Annotated in this window: 12 protein-coding genes, 1 other RNA gene and 2 pseudogenes; 11 read left to right on the top strand and 4 right to left on the bottom strand. The window is 63.4% G+C overall.

Annotation, left to right across the window (positions count from 1 at the left end):
- The 3 genes from ACLL97_RS08260 to ACLL97_RS08270 form a co-directional block, all read left to right on the top strand.
- A partial coding sequence (locus ACLL97_RS08260) for a serine/threonine protein kinase (RefSeq protein WP_411280001.1) occupies positions 1-688 on the top strand: 688 nt, incomplete at its 5' end.
- A gap of 5 nt (positions 689-693) precedes the next feature.
- Positions 694-1,242 carry an orotate phosphoribosyltransferase gene (gene pyrE / locus ACLL97_RS08265; protein WP_411280051.1) on the top strand — a complete coding sequence of 183 codons (549 nt, stop codon included), beginning with the start codon at positions 694-696 and terminating at the stop codon, positions 1,240-1,242.
- A 45-nt stretch (positions 1,243-1,287) separates the two neighbouring features.
- The gene (locus ACLL97_RS08270) at positions 1,288-3,048 is read left to right on the top strand and encodes a methyl-accepting chemotaxis protein (RefSeq protein WP_411280002.1); all 1,761 of its coding nucleotides are present in this window, start codon (positions 1,288-1,290) and stop codon (positions 3,046-3,048) included.
- On the opposite strand, the gene ACLL97_RS08275 is transcribed toward ACLL97_RS08270, so the two are convergent.
- A complete protein-coding gene (locus tag ACLL97_RS08275) occupies positions 2,951-3,886 on the bottom strand; it encodes a helix-turn-helix domain-containing protein (protein ID WP_411280003.1) in 936 nt (311 codons plus the stop codon). The genes ACLL97_RS08270 and ACLL97_RS08275 overlap by 98 nt on opposite strands.
- 268 nt (positions 3,887-4,154) lie before the next feature.
- On the opposite strand from ACLL97_RS08275, the gene rnpB reads away from it, so the two are divergent.
- Positions 4,155-4,607: RNase P RNA component class A (gene rnpB, locus ACLL97_RS08280), an RNA gene on the top strand.
- A 64-nt stretch (positions 4,608-4,671) separates the two neighbouring features.
- Positions 4,672-5,580 carry a hypothetical protein gene (locus ACLL97_RS08285; protein WP_411280004.1) on the top strand — a complete coding sequence of 303 codons (909 nt, stop codon included), beginning with the start codon at positions 4,672-4,674 and terminating at the stop codon, positions 5,578-5,580.
- A gap of 12 nt (positions 5,581-5,592) precedes the next feature.
- Here the strand turns inward: ACLL97_RS08285 and dnaN are convergent, their stop codons facing one another.
- Positions 5,593-6,705, bottom strand: a complete 1,113-nt coding sequence (dnaN, locus tag ACLL97_RS08290) for a DNA polymerase III subunit beta (protein WP_411280005.1) — start codon at positions 6,703-6,705, stop codon at positions 5,593-5,595.
- 229 nt (positions 6,706-6,934) lie between these two features.
- Entirely contained in the window at positions 6,935-8,353 is a 1,419-nt protein-coding gene (gene dnaA, locus ACLL97_RS08295; protein WP_411280006.1) for a chromosomal replication initiator protein DnaA, read from the bottom strand.
- Positions 8,354-8,695: 342 nt separating this feature from the next.
- On the opposite strand from dnaA, the gene rpmH reads away from it, so the two are divergent.
- The 5 genes and pseudogenes from rpmH (at position 8,696) to mnmE (ending at position 12,542) form a co-directional block, all read left to right on the top strand.
- Positions 8,696-8,860 carry a 50S ribosomal protein L34 gene (rpmH, locus tag ACLL97_RS08300; protein WP_171226297.1) on the top strand — a complete coding sequence of 55 codons (165 nt, stop codon included), beginning with the start codon at positions 8,696-8,698 and terminating at the stop codon, positions 8,858-8,860.
- Positions 8,861-8,882: 22 nt separating this feature from the next.
- Positions 8,883-9,200, top strand: a pseudogene (gene rnpA / locus ACLL97_RS08305) (ribonuclease P protein component); the annotation flags it as partial.
- A 16-nt stretch (positions 9,201-9,216) separates the two neighbouring features.
- Positions 9,217-9,426, top strand: a pseudogene (yidD, locus tag ACLL97_RS08310) (membrane protein insertion efficiency factor YidD); the annotation flags it as partial.
- A gap of 22 nt (positions 9,427-9,448) precedes the next feature.
- On the top strand, positions 9,449-11,164 hold the full coding sequence (yidC, locus tag ACLL97_RS08315) for a membrane protein insertase YidC (protein WP_411280007.1): 1,716 nt from the start codon (positions 9,449-9,451) through the stop codon (positions 11,162-11,164).
- A 4-nt stretch (positions 11,165-11,168) separates the two neighbouring features.
- Positions 11,169-12,542, top strand: a complete 1,374-nt coding sequence (mnmE, locus tag ACLL97_RS08320) for a tRNA uridine-5-carboxymethylaminomethyl(34) synthesis GTPase MnmE (RefSeq protein ID WP_411280008.1) — start codon at positions 11,169-11,171, stop codon at positions 12,540-12,542.
- A 124-nt stretch (positions 12,543-12,666) separates the two neighbouring features.
- Here mnmE and ACLL97_RS08325 read toward each other — a convergent pair whose 3' ends face one another.
- Positions 12,667-13,623 (bottom strand): hypothetical protein, encoded by a 957-nt coding sequence (locus tag ACLL97_RS08325; protein WP_411280009.1) that lies wholly within the window; start codon positions 13,621-13,623, stop codon positions 12,667-12,669.
- 183 nt (positions 13,624-13,806) lie between these two features.
- Here ACLL97_RS08325 and ACLL97_RS08330 point away from each other — a divergent pair, with 183 nt between their 5' ends.
- Positions 13,807-14,460, top strand: coding sequence for a DUF2225 domain-containing protein (locus ACLL97_RS08330; protein ID WP_411280010.1), 654 nt, complete (start codon positions 13,807-13,809; stop codon positions 14,458-14,460).
- The last annotated feature ends 16 nt before the right edge of the window (positions 14,461-14,476 follow it).

Raw genomic sequence — 14,476 nt, forward strand, 5'->3', positions numbered from 1 at the left:
TAAGTACGCGGAAACGTCGGGGCCGCTTTCGTCGAAAGACGTCGCTCAGATCCTCTCACAGATCTGCAGCGCCGTGCAGGCGGCGCACGACGTGGGGATCGTGCACCGTGACCTGAAGCCGGAAAACGTCATGTACGATCCGGCCACTCATCACGTAAAGCTGCTCGACTTCGGCATTGCCGCCGATACCGATGCCGCTCCCGACCAGCGGCTCACGCGCGCCGGTTTCTTCGTGGGCACCCTCATGTATGTGGCGCCGGAAGCACTGTCCGGCGAACTCGTCGGACCAGCCGCCGACCAGTACTCGCTCGCCACGATCGCCTATTTCCTGCTTACTGGTACCCTGCCCTACACCGGCAAGTCGCCTCGCGAGCTCTTTTCCCAGCTGCTCACCCAGCCGCCGGTCACGCTCAACAAAGCGAAGCCGAATCTAGCCTTCCCGGTTGCCGTCGAGAACGTCGTCATGAAGGCGCTCTCCAAGCAGCCCGGTGATCGGTATCCTGCCGTCAAGGACTTCTCGGAGGCCTTCGCGGCCGCCGCGCAGACCACCACGATGGCCAGCGCCAGTAGCGCGTCAAGTGCCAGCAGCGCGACCAGCAAGTCCGTCGGGACGATCCCGGCTGAGGCCGATAGTGAGGATAAGGGCGGTCTCTTCGGAAAAATGAAGGGGTTATTTCGTCGCGGCTGATCGCCCTGCTCGCCGAACGTTCGGCCAAGCAAGGCGATTTCGTGCTGGCCTCAGGGCGCCGATCCACGCTGTATGTTGACTGCCGATTGACCACCATGAGCCCCGAGGGGCAGCTGCTCATCGGGCGGACCGCGCTCGCCGCCCTCCGTGACAGTGGTTGGCCCGTTGATGCGGTTGGTGGCCTCACCTTGGGCGCCGATCCTATCTCCTACGCCATCGCGCACGCGTCGGCCCTCGAAGCGGAAGCCGGCACCGGTAGCATGGTTCGGTCATTTACGGTGCGCAAGGAAGCCAAGCAGCACGGCACCGGCAAGTTGATCGAAGGTCCGTTTCAAACCGGCGATAAGGTGGTGGTGGTGGAAGACGTGATCACGACCGGCGGCTCAGCCCTCAAAGCCGTCGAGGCCGTTCGCGCCGCCGGTGGCCAGATCCTCGGCGTTCTGGCGCTGGTCGACCGCGAGGAAGGTGGTCGTGAGGCCCTCGAGGCCGCGGGGCTCAAGGTGATCAGCCTGGTGACGGCCACCGACTTGCTGCCACTGATCCCGCCGGCCTAAGCCGGACCTGATACCGCGCTCGCGCTTGGCGCGTCTGATAGACGTATGCACACACCAAGCGCCGCCACCCAGCATCAGGCGCTCTTCGATGAAGAGCGCGCCAAAGACTTCGCCACCTTCCGGATCGCCGCCAAACGCCGGTTCTGGAGCACGATCTTCATCGCGGGTGTCCTCATCGCGGGCCTCCGACTCGGCCTCGCTGATGTGTCGCTGCCGGCGGTGCTCACCATGTTCTGCACCGCGATTACCGCCAATTGGGCGCTCGCCGCCATCGGTGCGTCCACTCGGTGGTATCGGCGATGGTTCAGGTATGTCTTCGCGGTGTTCGATACCGCGCTGATCAGTGGCATGATCTATCTGTTCGGATCGCCCGTGCTGGTGCTGACCTACATCTTGGCCATCGTTCCGTACTCGTTTGACCGCGGTCCGGCTCTCGGCTATCTCACGACACTATCCTCGGCCGCGGGATTTTTGCTCGCGAGTTACGCCTACGCACAGGCGCGCCCCGCCGACGCTGCCCCGTGGCCGCAGGTGCTCCTGGCCGCCGTGATGCTCGTAGTCGTGGCGCAGCAGGTCATTCAGATGCCGTCCAAGCTGATTACTCGCATCCGTCGTACACGCGAACGCATGGCGCAGGTGGAACGCGGCGAACTGCAGGCCCGCGCGGACGCCCGTCATGCCGACGAGCTCGGGTTTCTCGAGATGAGCTTCAATCGCATGCTCGATGAACTCACGCTGCTGATCGACACGGTGCAACGTGAGGCCGACGAACTGGCGGCGGTTGCCACCCAGGTGCATGGCGCGGCCAGTGTGATGCAGCGCCGCGCCGGCGACGTGGCGTCGGGTGCGTCGGCACTCAGCGATGAGTTGGTGCATCAACGCGAACGCGCCCGCGACGGCGTGCTGGCGAGTCAGGAGGCGCGGCGGACCGCCGATACCACGCAGCAAACGGCGGCGGAAACAGCCACCGCCGCGCACGAGGTTGACCGCGCGGCCGCGGCAAGCCGAGAGGCGATTGAACGTGCCGCGCAGGCGCTACTGCGTGTGGGCACGGAGGTGAATATCACAGCTGAACAGGTGCGACTGCTGGCCCCGGCGTCGGAGCAGGTTGGCGACTTCGTCGCCACCGTATCTCGCATCGCGCGGCAAACCAACTTGCTGGCGCTCAATGCCGCGATCGAAGCCTCGCGCGCCGGCGATGAGGGACTGGGCTTCGCGGTCGTGGCCGACGAGATCCGCACACTGGCGGTGGAGAGTGCGCAGGCGGCAAAGCGAATCGCCGCCACGGTACAACGGGTGCGCGACGACATCGGGGCCGCCGTGCTCTCGATGGACACCACGGCCGATGAAGTGGCCGGAGCCGGACAGATTGCGCGTGACGCCACCGAGGCGCTGTCGGCGTTGGTGAGCGGCATCGGACGCATAGCGAATCAGAACGACGACGTCGCGTCGCTGGCGCACGCGCAAGCGCTGCTGTCCGCCGGCGTTGCAGACGCGTTCAGCGCCCTGGACCTGTCGGCCGAACGCGCGTCGGTGGGCGCTCGCACAGCCGCCGATGCGTCCATCGCACAGCATGCCAGCATCGAGGAATTATCACGCAGCGCGGCGCAACTGTCGCGGACGGCGGCCCGCATGCGCGCCGTCGCGTTGCGTCACACCAGTGAGTTCGCCACCACGACACACACCGCGGAGTATGCCGCGCTGGCCGCTACGCCGACGCACCCATCAGGGCTGCTGAGACCAGGGGTACCGACGCCCGCGGGGACGGCAGCGCCAGCGTCGATCGGGAAATCCATTGCGGCGTGACCTCGACCGGTACGAAGGCGATGAGTTGCTGCTGAAAAGGCAAGATCAACCGCTGCCGCATGTGCTCGAGCATCGTCTCGCCACTGTACGCCTTCCGAAACTCGGCCGCTCCGCAGTGCAGTGAGTGCATGACATGCCGCGAGAAGCTCTGCGGTGACGAGTACTCGAGCAGAAAGGCGACCTGGGTAAGACTGTAGCCGGGGTTTTCGAGCAAACGCGCGGCGCGTACCAATCGCGCTGTGGCGAGATACTTCTTGGGTGCTGGAATGCCGGCGCGAAAGAAGCGACTCATGAACGTTGTCGGTACCACGCCCAACCGACGCGCCAGCTGACGCACCGTCGTGAGGGAGCGTGGCGCCAGAAACAGCTCGTCCAGGAAACGTAAACAATCTTCGTTGGCGCCGACCAGATCGGCGCGAACACGCCGAATCGCGATCGCCTCGATGGTGGTTGCCGCTTCGCGATTCACGAATTGCCGCAAGTCACGCCATCCGGCGGGATCGCGCGCATCGACCAGCGTCTGCACGCCCTGCTGACCCAACGCCAGCAGTGATTGCGTCGTGCGTGCCTCGTTGCCGGTCAGCAACGCGACCGCGGGTACGCGGGGAAACTCGCGCACCATGCGCGCCACCTGATTCGCGTGGTGCTGTTGGTAGCGTGAGACCGACACGAGTATCGCCGACACCGGCTTGGTGCGTAGATCGCGCATCATGTCCTCGAAGCTTTCGCGATGCACGGTGGTATAGCTCCCCTGCCCCAACGCATCCACGCGCTGTCGCTCGGCCGGCGTGAGAAACGTCACGATGGCGCGAGGCGGTACCGAGTCGTTGACGGACACAGCCGGGTGGATCGGGTAGACGGTAGCATGAGCCACCGAGGATGCCAACGACGAAGTCGACGGGGATGTCATACGCACCTCACTCACCGGAGTGTTCGTGGACGGGGCCTGGACTGCACGGGAAGTCGGCCGATCACGACGACAGGCTACGTGTACGTCGTCAGCGTTCCGTCACAGTGTGGCAGTGTCAGGTATTCATCGGCCGTGGAATAGAATCACCGTACGGGCGTCGCGGTGGGCCGGTTATATTTCAAGAACTCATGGATTGGTCGCCGGCCGGATGGTCGCGATGTGTGGGCGCAAGCTCACGCACCGAGGAAAGTCCGGGCTCCACAGGGTAGACTGCCAGGTAACGCCTGGGCGCACGCGGCGTGAGCTTCGTGCGACGGACAGTGCAACAGAAAGCAAACCGCCGTTCCGTCGGGCTCCCAATACGGGAAGCCGTCGGTACGGTAAGGGTGAAAGGGTGGGGTAAGAGCCCACCGCGCCTTCGGCAACGAAGGTGGCTCGGTAAACCCCAGTCGGAGCAAGGCCAAATAAGCGGCGAGAGATGACCCGTCTCGCAAGGACGTCGCAAGACGTCGAGTCGCGGGTAGGCTGCTGGAGCGTGTGGGTGACTGCACGCCGAGAGGAATGACCGTCCGGTGTCGGGGTGCGTTCGCGCTGGTGCGCGTTGGTATGTCGGCACTGACAGAACCCGGCTTATAGGCCGGCGACTTTCCGTGAGATCTCGGGATCCCAGTGGAGTGGCACGTGGTATCGATGGCATGACGCGTTTTCGTGCAATGACTCAGAGCGCCGCGTGGCGTCTGGTTGGCCCGTATCTGTTGCTGGCGTGCGCGCCGGCTGCGCCGACGCCATCACCGGCGCCTGCCCCCGCGGTCGCGTGGCCCGCTTCGTCGCCGCCAATTGCCGCGTTCCGTGTCCTGTTGCCGCGGGTGCAACCGCGAAGCAATTGGACGATCTCAGCCGTCACGTGGCTCAACGTCACCGGTGCTGCGATGCCCGCTGGGGTGTCGGACGAACAGCGCATCGACACGCGCGCGTTGGTGTCGATGTCCTTCGATCGAACCGCCGCCGGCGCCCTGCGCGGGTCCGGGCAGGTCGATTCGTTCACGGTGCGCAGCAGCATTGTAGAAAGCGCGAAGCCGCAGGCCGCGACGGCCGCCGCCGCGCAAGCCACACCGTCGCTGCTGCTGATCGATGCGCTCATCGACAGCACGAACTTGCGTGTGGTCACGCGACCGCCGCTGGCTAACGAATGCGATCGTCCAGAAGTGAGTGCAATGCAGCTGGCACGTGAGCTGTTGGTGCGAATCCCCGATGGCATCGAGGAAGGTGATCAGTGGCGCGACAGCACCGTGACGCTGGTGTGTCGCAATGGAGTGCCGCTCACCGTCTACACAACTACGCACTCGACGCTCGACAAACTGTCTCGCGAGACGCTCGTGGTGAAGCGCGAGAGCAGCACCAGGCTGGAAGGAAAAGGCGGCACGGCGTTCCGGGCGTTCGAATTGGTTGGATCCGGCTCAGGGTCGCAGCGAATTGAAATCGCAGCTGCCACTGGTATTCTGGAGCGATTGCAGGGGACCAGCACGCTCACCATGCAGGTGGTGGAACGCATTCCGCCCGGACCTCCGCGATCACAGCAAGTGCTGCAACGGGTGGAGCTCCGGGCGGAACGACGCCGGTGAGCGCAGTGCGGCTCAATCCATCAGGCGTAGCGGCATGACGAGGCAGAGATATTTGGCCGGATCATCCCAACCTTCGGGTTCGATGGTGGCAGCGCGTTCGGGTGCTTTGAACGTGAGACGCACCTGCTCGGTGGGCATGTAGCGTAGGATCTCCAACAGATACGTGGCGTTGAAACCGATATCGAGCTGGTCCCCGTTGTAATTCACCGGCAGCTCGTCGGACGCTTCGCCCAAGTCCGGCGTGGTGACGCTGAACTTCAGCATACCGGTATTGAAGGACATCTTGATGCGATGAGTCTGATCGGACGCGATCACGCTCATGCGCTTGAGCGCACTGGTGAGCGCGGCCTTGTCGCACAGACAGAAGCGATCGTTGTCCTTCGGAATGACCTGTTCGTAGTTCGGATACGGGCCTTCGACCAGTCGCGTAAACACCGAGGTGAACGGCGAGCGGAATCCGAGATGGTTTTCGCCGCGCGCGATCTCCAGTTCCTCTTCGGCCGGAAAGAGGCGCTTGATCTGCTCGAGCGCCTTGGGGGGCACGATCAGATCACCGGGCGGGGCGGTGCTCGATTCGACCGGAAGTTCCATTTTGGACAGGCGGTGACCATTGGTTGCCACCATCCGCATGCGATCTTCACGAAGCTCCCAGAGCACGCCATTGAGAATTGGTCGTGACTCTTCGGTGCTCACGGCGAACGCGACATGTGAAATGAGCTTTTGCAGCTCTCCCGACTTGACACGCCACGATTCGTTGAAGCGCACGGTGGGGAACGTTGGAAACTCATCACGCGGAAGCCCGAGCAGCTTGAACTTGGATCGTCCGCATTCGATGGTGACGCGTTGTTCGCCGCTGGCCGAAATCTTGACCGGAGATGGCGGCAGTTCGCGCGCGATCTCACTCAGCTTCTTGGCGGGAATCGTGATCGCCCCTGGCGTTTCGACATCGGCACTGACTTCAGTGCTGACAGCGATGTCGAGGTCGGTCGCGGAGAAACGAATTCCGCGCTCGGTGGTTTCGACGAGCAGGTTCGACAGGACCGGCAAGGTGGTCTTGGCCGGTACGGCGGCGGTTACCGCCGCGAGTCCTTCTTGGAGTTTCTCGCGCGAGATCGTGAAGCGCATGCCCGTTGTGTGGAAGGACTGCTGTTAAAAAGAGTCTTAGAGATAAAACTGGTAGTAGCAGCAGGGCGTGTGGGCTTGTCTATAAACGCCGCAAGCTACATGTGTCAAAGCACTTCCGCCATGCCGCCTGATGTGCATTCCATGTCGAGTAGTGTTTTTTCTCCGCATTACTGCACATCGGGGCCCGCGGAACGGGTGAAAGATGTGGAGCGATGTGGACGACTGGGGATCAAGTCCCGAGTTGTCCAGTGGATCGGAGAGTTTCCAACATGCCCCGAACCTTGAGCACACGGTCGGCAAAACCGGGTTCTCCGCCCATGTCTTCGGCCACCCGATCGAGCGAATGGATCACCGTGGAGTGATCGCGTCCTCCAAAGGCGTTGCCGATTTCGACCAGCTGGAGTGCCAGAAGCTCTCGACAGAGATACATCGCAACCTGGCGCGGGGTCGTGAGTTGCTTGGTGCGGGTCTTCGAGCGCAGGCCGTCCGGGGTGACGCCCCACTCGCGGGAGACCACCTGCTGGATGGTGGCCACGGTAATCGTGGTGGGCGGGATCTCGGGGAAATCCGAGGCCGTGGCGCCTTTGAGCTTGTCGCGAAGCGCCTCGCGCGCGAGGTCGATGGAGATCTCGCGGTGCTTGAGCGACGCGTAGGCGAGGAGCTTGATGATCGAGCCTTCCAGCTCACGGACCGACGACTTCACATGCTGGGCGATGAACTCGATGACCTCGTCGGGGATCGTGAGCTCGAGATGATCGAGGCTCGCCTTCTTGCGGAGGATCGCGATCCGGTGTTCGAGATCGGGCGCGTCGACATTGGCGACCATGCCCCACTCGAAGCGGGAGACGAGACGGGATTCGAGCCCCGGAATTTCCTTGGGGGGTCGGTCTGACGTGAGGACGATTTGTCGACCGGCTTCATAGATGGCGTTGAACGTGTGGAAGAATTCCTCTTGGGTGGACTCCTTCCCCTTCAAAAACTGGACGTCGTCGACCAGCAGTAGGTCGATCTCGCGAAAGCGGCGACGGAAGTCACCCATCTGTCCGGTCTGAATCGCGTTGACGAATTCATTGGTAAACTGCTCGGTCCCGACAAACGCAAGTCGCAGCGTAGGAGTCCGTTTCAGCAGCTCATGGGCGATACCCTGCATGAGGTGCGTCTTGCCCAGCCCGGTCTCCCCGTAAATGAAGAGCGGATTATAGACCTTGCCGGGAGCTTGCGCGGCGGCTTGGGCGGCGGCGGCAGCAACGTCGTTGGACTTACCAATGACAAACTGATCGAAGGTGTAACGCGGGTTAAGTGGCGCTGATAAGCGCTGTTGATGTGCTGTTAGTGGCGCTACAACAGGGGACGGCGGCGGCTGCACGAACATGTCCATCTGCACGCGGCCCAAGCGTTCTTCTGCCACCTTGAAGCGAACCTTCATGGGGTGGCCGAGGGCCACCGCGGCGAAGCTGGTCAGCAGGTCGGCGTGTTTGGACTCGTTCCAGTCGGCAGAAAACTGATCGGGGGCGCCGATCAGGAGGGTGTCGCCTTCAACGCCTAGGGCGTCGGTGGGCTCGAGCCACGTGCGATACGTCTGCTCCGGGAGGACCTGTCGTGCGCGTTGGCGCAGGCGATCCCAGGTTTCGGCAGGCGTAAGGGACATGACGGGAGGTGGGGGTTCGGGCGGCCCCGGCCTTTGGTGAGAATCGAGCGGGGGCGGCGAAGGTTACGCTCGCGTGTGGATAAGTCAATCGCGTCAGCGACGTGACACCAGCATCGCATTCGTGAGCGCAAGCAAGTTCTCACCTCGATTAGGAAGGGGAAGGCAAATCGTTGTCGCGGGCTTACTTGGCGGACTTGACCTCAAGCTAGCCCCACGAGTACTTTCTGAGGCTAGGTCAGGATTCTTCCACGTCGTCGCTGTCATGCAGCGGGCGTGGTGTGGGGTGCTGAGACATTCAAGTCGAACCGCCGCGATTCATACCGCGTTACATCGAGTATTCATATGGGCAAGCCTACATATCGTCCGCGCAACACCAAGCGAGTCCGCAAGCACGGTTTCCGTGCGCGTATGGAGACGAAGTGGGGCCGCGAGGTTCTCGCCCGTCGTCGCCGTAAGGGGCGCAAGGTGTTGACCGTGCAGATTCCGTCGAAGTACGCCGGCGCCTGAGTCCCGGTCGTTCCCGCGCGCGCAGCGACTGACGCGCGGGTCCGATCTCGAGCGGGTTCGACACGAAGGGAAGCGAGTGCGCACCGCCTCAATGGATGTGCGTGCTTTGGCTTCCCTTCACGCGTTTCCCCGCGTTGGCTTCGTGGTGCCCAAGTACAAGCATTCTGGTGTCGAACGGAATCGGCTCAAGCGCCGGCTCCGCGAACTCATCCGGGTCGAAGTACTCCCCGAACTCGCACCCATGGACCTCGTGTTGCGGGTATTGCCGGTGGCGTACGCCAGAAACTTCGAGACGTTGCGCGCCGAAGTGTTGCAGGCCGTGCGTCGCATCGCTCGGTGATCCCAACTTTCCTGCCGTGATCGCGAAGCTCTTCATTCTGGTGGTGCGCGGGTACCAGCTTACGTTGTCGCCCATCTTCGGGGGCGCCTGCCGTTATTATCCTTCGTGTTCTGCGTACGCGATCGAGGCGCTGGAGCGTCACGGTGCGATGCGTGGAGGATGGATGGCGCTGCGCCGTATCGGGCGCTGTCATCCGTTCCGGCCCGGCGGATTCGATCCGGTGCCCTGAGCGCTCCCTTATACAGACCATGGAACCACGCCGCATCGTCCTCGCCGTCGTCCTGATGGCGGCGGTCCTGATTCTGACGCCGATTTTTTTCCCGTCGCCCGTACCGGCGCCAGGAAGCAAGACGGCTGTCACAGACTCACTGCGCCGCGCCGATTCGGCGACGGTCGCCAGCACCAACCCCGCCGTCGCCGATCCGGCCACGGCTGCTCTGGCCGCCGGTTCCACGGCGTCGGGCATGCGCGGCCTGCCTGATTCCAGCACTGCCGCGCCGCCGCCCGTCGCTCAGCCGATCGATACCGCCGTCGTAACCACCACGTCGGCGGTCTTCCGCACGACGAACCGCGGCGCAGCGCTGATCGGCGTCGAGATGCAGCGGTACCCGGCGCTTTCCAATAAGGGTCGCACCAAAGGCGGCCCGGTCGAACTCGCGAAGACGGGCGATCGGTTGCTGAGCTTCCGTCTCGTGATGCCCGGTGATACCGTCGCGCTCAACGCGCAGACGTTCACCTCCACGCGCGCCGAGGAGAACGGACGCGCCGTGGTGCGGTACGACGCCATCGTCGGCGCCCGTGCCATCACGATCGCGTACTCGTTTCTCCCCGATAGCTACCGTGTGAACGTCGCAGCCGTGGTGAAGGGAGCGCCCGACAACAGCTTTTTGCTGATCGACATGCCGGCCGGCTTCCGCTCCTCGGAAGCGGACACCGCTGAAGATCAGTCGCACCTCGCGTACGCCTATAAGCCTGACCAGCAGAACGCCAAGGGTGTCTCCTTCAGCTCGCTCGATCCTGGCGAGCGTCGCATCGAAGCCGGTCCGATCGCCTGGACGGTCGCCAAAAACAAGTATTTCCTGCTTGGGGTGCTGGCGTCGAACGGCGTGCCCGGTTTCGCCGAGGTGAACTTCACCGGCGGCGTGCGGGTGGCGAAGGCCGCCACGCGAAGCGAGGCGACGATCGTCGCCTCGCTCAAGAGCGGTAGTGTGGCGTTCGACGTGTACGCCGGTCCGCAGGAGTTCAAGCGGCTTGTCGCGATGGGTCGTTCCTTCGAAACATCCAACCCATACGGCGGCTGGTTGCAGGGTGTTGTGCAGCCGTTCGCCACCATGGTCATTCGTCTGCTGCTCTGGATGAAAGCCACGCTCGGGCTCTCCTATGGCTGGATCCTGGTGCTGTTCGGCATTGCCGTGCGCATCATCCTGTGGCCGTTGAATCAGAAGGCGATGCGGAGCTCGATGCAGATGCAGCGCATTCAGCCGCACCTGCAGGAGATCCAAACGAAGTACAAGGGCGACCCGACCAAGCTGCAAGCGGAAATGATGCGCGTGTACAAGGAGCACGGCATGTCGCCGTTCAGCTCCTTGTCGGGCTGTCTGCCGATGCTGATCCCGCTGCCGGTATTCTTCGCGCTCTTCTTCGTGTTTCAAAACACGATCGAGTTTCGTGGCGTGTCGTTCCTGTGGTTTCCCGACATTTCGCTCAAGGATCCGTTTTTCGTGATCCCGATTCTCGTGGCGATCACGGCGATGGGCCTGTCGTGGATCGGTATGCGCGGCATGAAGGCGAACGAGCAGCAGAAGATGATGATGTACCTGATGCCGGCGATGATGATGGTGATTTTCTTCAACATGGCCTCGGGTCTGAACCTCTATTACTTCGTGCAGAACCTCGCGTCGTTGCCGCAGCAGTGGCTGATCTCGCAGGAGCGCACCAAGGCGCAACCGATCGTGCGGGGATAACGACGTGGTGACGGCCCGCCAGCTGCCTGGTGGCGACGACACGATCGTCGCCCTTGCCACGGCCGCTGGACGCGGAGCGATTGCTGTGATTCGGCTGTCAGGGGCGCGAGCAATCAACATCGCTCGCGCCCTTGGCGCACCAGATCTGCTACCGCGCCGTGCCACTCGTGTGGCGTTGGCGCACCCGAATGGGGAACCGCTCGACGACACGCTGATCACCTGGTTTGCGGCGCCGCGTTCGTACACGGGCGAAGATGTCGTGGAGATCTCCACGCACGGCGGCCACGTGGTGCCGGCGCTCGTGCTGGCCGCCTGCGTGGCGGCCGGTGCCCGACCGGCTACGCCTGGCGAGTTCACACGCCGAGCCGTCCTGAACGGCCGCATGGATCTGATACAGGCCGAAGCGGTCGCCGATCTGATCGACGCGCGCACCACCGTCATGCAGCGACACGCGCTCGCGCAACTCGACGGCGGATTGTCGCGTCGTCTGTTGGCGTTGCGCGAGGACGTCATCCATCTCGAAGCGCTGATCGCGTATGATATCGATTTTCCCGAGGAAGACGACGGACCGATCGCTCCAGCCCGCATAAGAAATGCGGCGGCGTCGCTTCGCGACGCGCTCGGCGCGCTGATGAACACCGCCCCTCAGGCAGCGGTGCTACGCGATGGCGTATTGGTGGTGATTGCCGGCCCACCCAACGCCGGAAAGTCGTCGCTGTTCAACGCGCTGTTGGGTGAGTCGCGCGCGCTCGTGACCCCGATTGCCGGCACGACCCGCGATGCGATTGAGGCCGTCCTTGATAGAGCGCCGCTACCGCTGCGCTTCGTCGACACGGCGGGTCTCCGTGACACCGACGACGAGATCGAACGCCTCGGCATAGAAGTGAGCACCCGCTACCTGGCGCAGGCTCAGGTGGTACTGGCGTGCGGTAGTCGTACCGACGAAATCGCGGCAACCTGCGACGCGATCGCCCAGCGCACGGCTGGGACGGTGATTGCGGTGCGCACGAAAGCGGATCTTGACGTCCCGGAAGCCGACGGAAACGCGATGCGCGTGAGCGCCGAGTCCGGCGAAGGATTACGGGCGCTATTGGAAGCGATCGATCACGCGGCGGCCACCAATGCGGCCACGAGTGCCGCTTCGTTACATAACGCCGATGCCGTGATGATTACCCGTGAACGGCATCGCGCCGGACTGGCGGCAGCGCACGATGAGCTCACCGAATTTGTGCTCGTATGGGAACGCGCCGCACTGCCGGCTCCGGTGGCCGCGATTCACCTGTATGCGGCCCGCGAGTCGCTGTCGGATCTGATCGGGATCGTGGATACCGAGGAAGTTCTCGACCGGGTGTTCCGCGAGTTCTGTATTGGGAAGTAGGGCGCGGAACGGCAACATCCGAATCAACGGTAACAGCAGCAGCCGGAACGCGGAGATCAGTGATCTCCGTGTTCTGGCTGCTGCTGTTGCTATTGCTGATTCGGACCGTGCCAACAGCGCCAACTCAGCCGACGATCGTGAGCCTCGGTCGCTCCATCACCGGGTCGTTCACGGAGGCCAGTTCCTGCACGCTGGCGCGTGTGGCCCAGGCGTATCCACGAGTGGCGATGGCGGCTTCGACCATGCGTGCGCCCAGGAAGTAGCCGGCGCGTTCTGGGAGCACGGTGCGCTCCACGGTGCGGGCCTCGTCGCTCATGCCGCCGGAGAGATAGCGGAGGCGCAGGCCGAGGGCCGCGCGATCGCCGTCGGTAACGAGGGAGCGATGGAGCACCGGCTCGACCTCACGAGCGCGCGCGTACTGCTTTCTGGCAAAACCGAAATACTCCCACGCGGCGTGTCCGGGGCTGACGGCGCGCGAGACATGAACGGCCAGTCCCTCGTTGACGAGCAGCTCGCGCAGCGAGGCTTGGCGTCCCGTTTCCCAGTACGAGTAGTAGCCGCCGGCATCTTCCACGAATCCGCGCATGTCGCTGCGGCTGGAGGGCGAGGTATAGCGTACCACGTGCGTAAGTTCGTGCGCGAGCCAGAGGGGAATCAGCTCGGGATCGAGACCGAGGCCTTGGGTGTCCGGGTTCGCGACACCGGTGAAGTGCTCCAGGCACACGAACGCCACGCCGCGGCCATTGACGACCAGTTCACCGGCATTGGCGGCGCCCACACCGACCATGAGCACGACATCGTACGTGACATCGATGTCGAGCAGGGTGCGGACCTTCTCCTCCGCCTGACGCGCCAGTGCGACCACATCGGTGCGCGCGAGGAGCGTGAGCAGGTCATCGCGATTGGCGTTGACCGTGGAGTGGACGACGTCATCGAAATGCGGCCCAGAGGGCTCAAGGACATAGTTGTCCCAGTAGGCCGTCAGCAGCGCCTTGTGGCGCTCAAAATAGGCGAGATACGCCGACACCCGATCGTCGGCTTCGAGTACGGCGAGAAAATCCGGTACCAGATTGATCAACATCAACGACCCGGGAACGGGAGACCGACGCGATCGAGAGCTACGAGCACTAATCGCCGAACAAGTCGCGAGAAGATAGCCGCGATTTCAAGACGGTACAAGCTCGCCGCGGCGAAAAAGGGGCACCGGTGTTCAACTCTGAGGCGGGAGGTGCCGAGACTGATCGACGTCCCCTGACGCCGTGCCATGACCACGCTGCATCTCATCGAACTGACCTGCCCCGTCTGCGAAACGTTGTTTCGCTCGCAGACCGTCGTTGCCACCAACGCGTTTGGTGGTAAGCGCACCGATTTCCACGAGCGCGCGGCCGGCATGCAGCCGTTGCCGTACTTCGTCCATCTCTGTACCCACTGTGGCTACGCCGGTGTGCAGCGGGATTTTAGCGAAGACGCCCATCCAGACGACCTGTTGCGCGGGCTGGTGTGGAGCGAGCTGGCGCCAGCGCTGGCATCGCAAGTGCCGTCAGGCTCTCTCAAGTACGAGCACGCCGCCAAAGTGGCGGAGTGGCAGGAGAGCGATCCTCGGTATCTCGCTGATCTCTACTTGCGAGCGGCGTGGTGCTGCGTGGACGAGAGCGACACGGAAGCCGAGCGCTACTTCCGGCGGAAAGCCGCGTGGCGTTTCGCGGATGCTCTCACGGCGTTCGACGGGGTGCCGATGGAGGAGCGGGCTGTAATCACGTATCTGATCGGAGAACTGTGGCGGCGTATCGGCGACGATGCGCAGGCGCAGCAGTGGTTCGAGCGGGTGGCGGACGAAGTCACGGAGCCGATAGGGCAGTCCTGGGTGCTCGAAGCGGCGGATCAGCAGAAGACGAAACCGCGGGAGTGGTTCTCATGATAACGGCGACGTAGGG

This window comes from Gemmatimonas sp., assembly GCF_046594945.1.
Lineage (GTDB): Bacteria > Gemmatimonadota > Gemmatimonadetes > Gemmatimonadales > Gemmatimonadaceae > Gemmatimonas.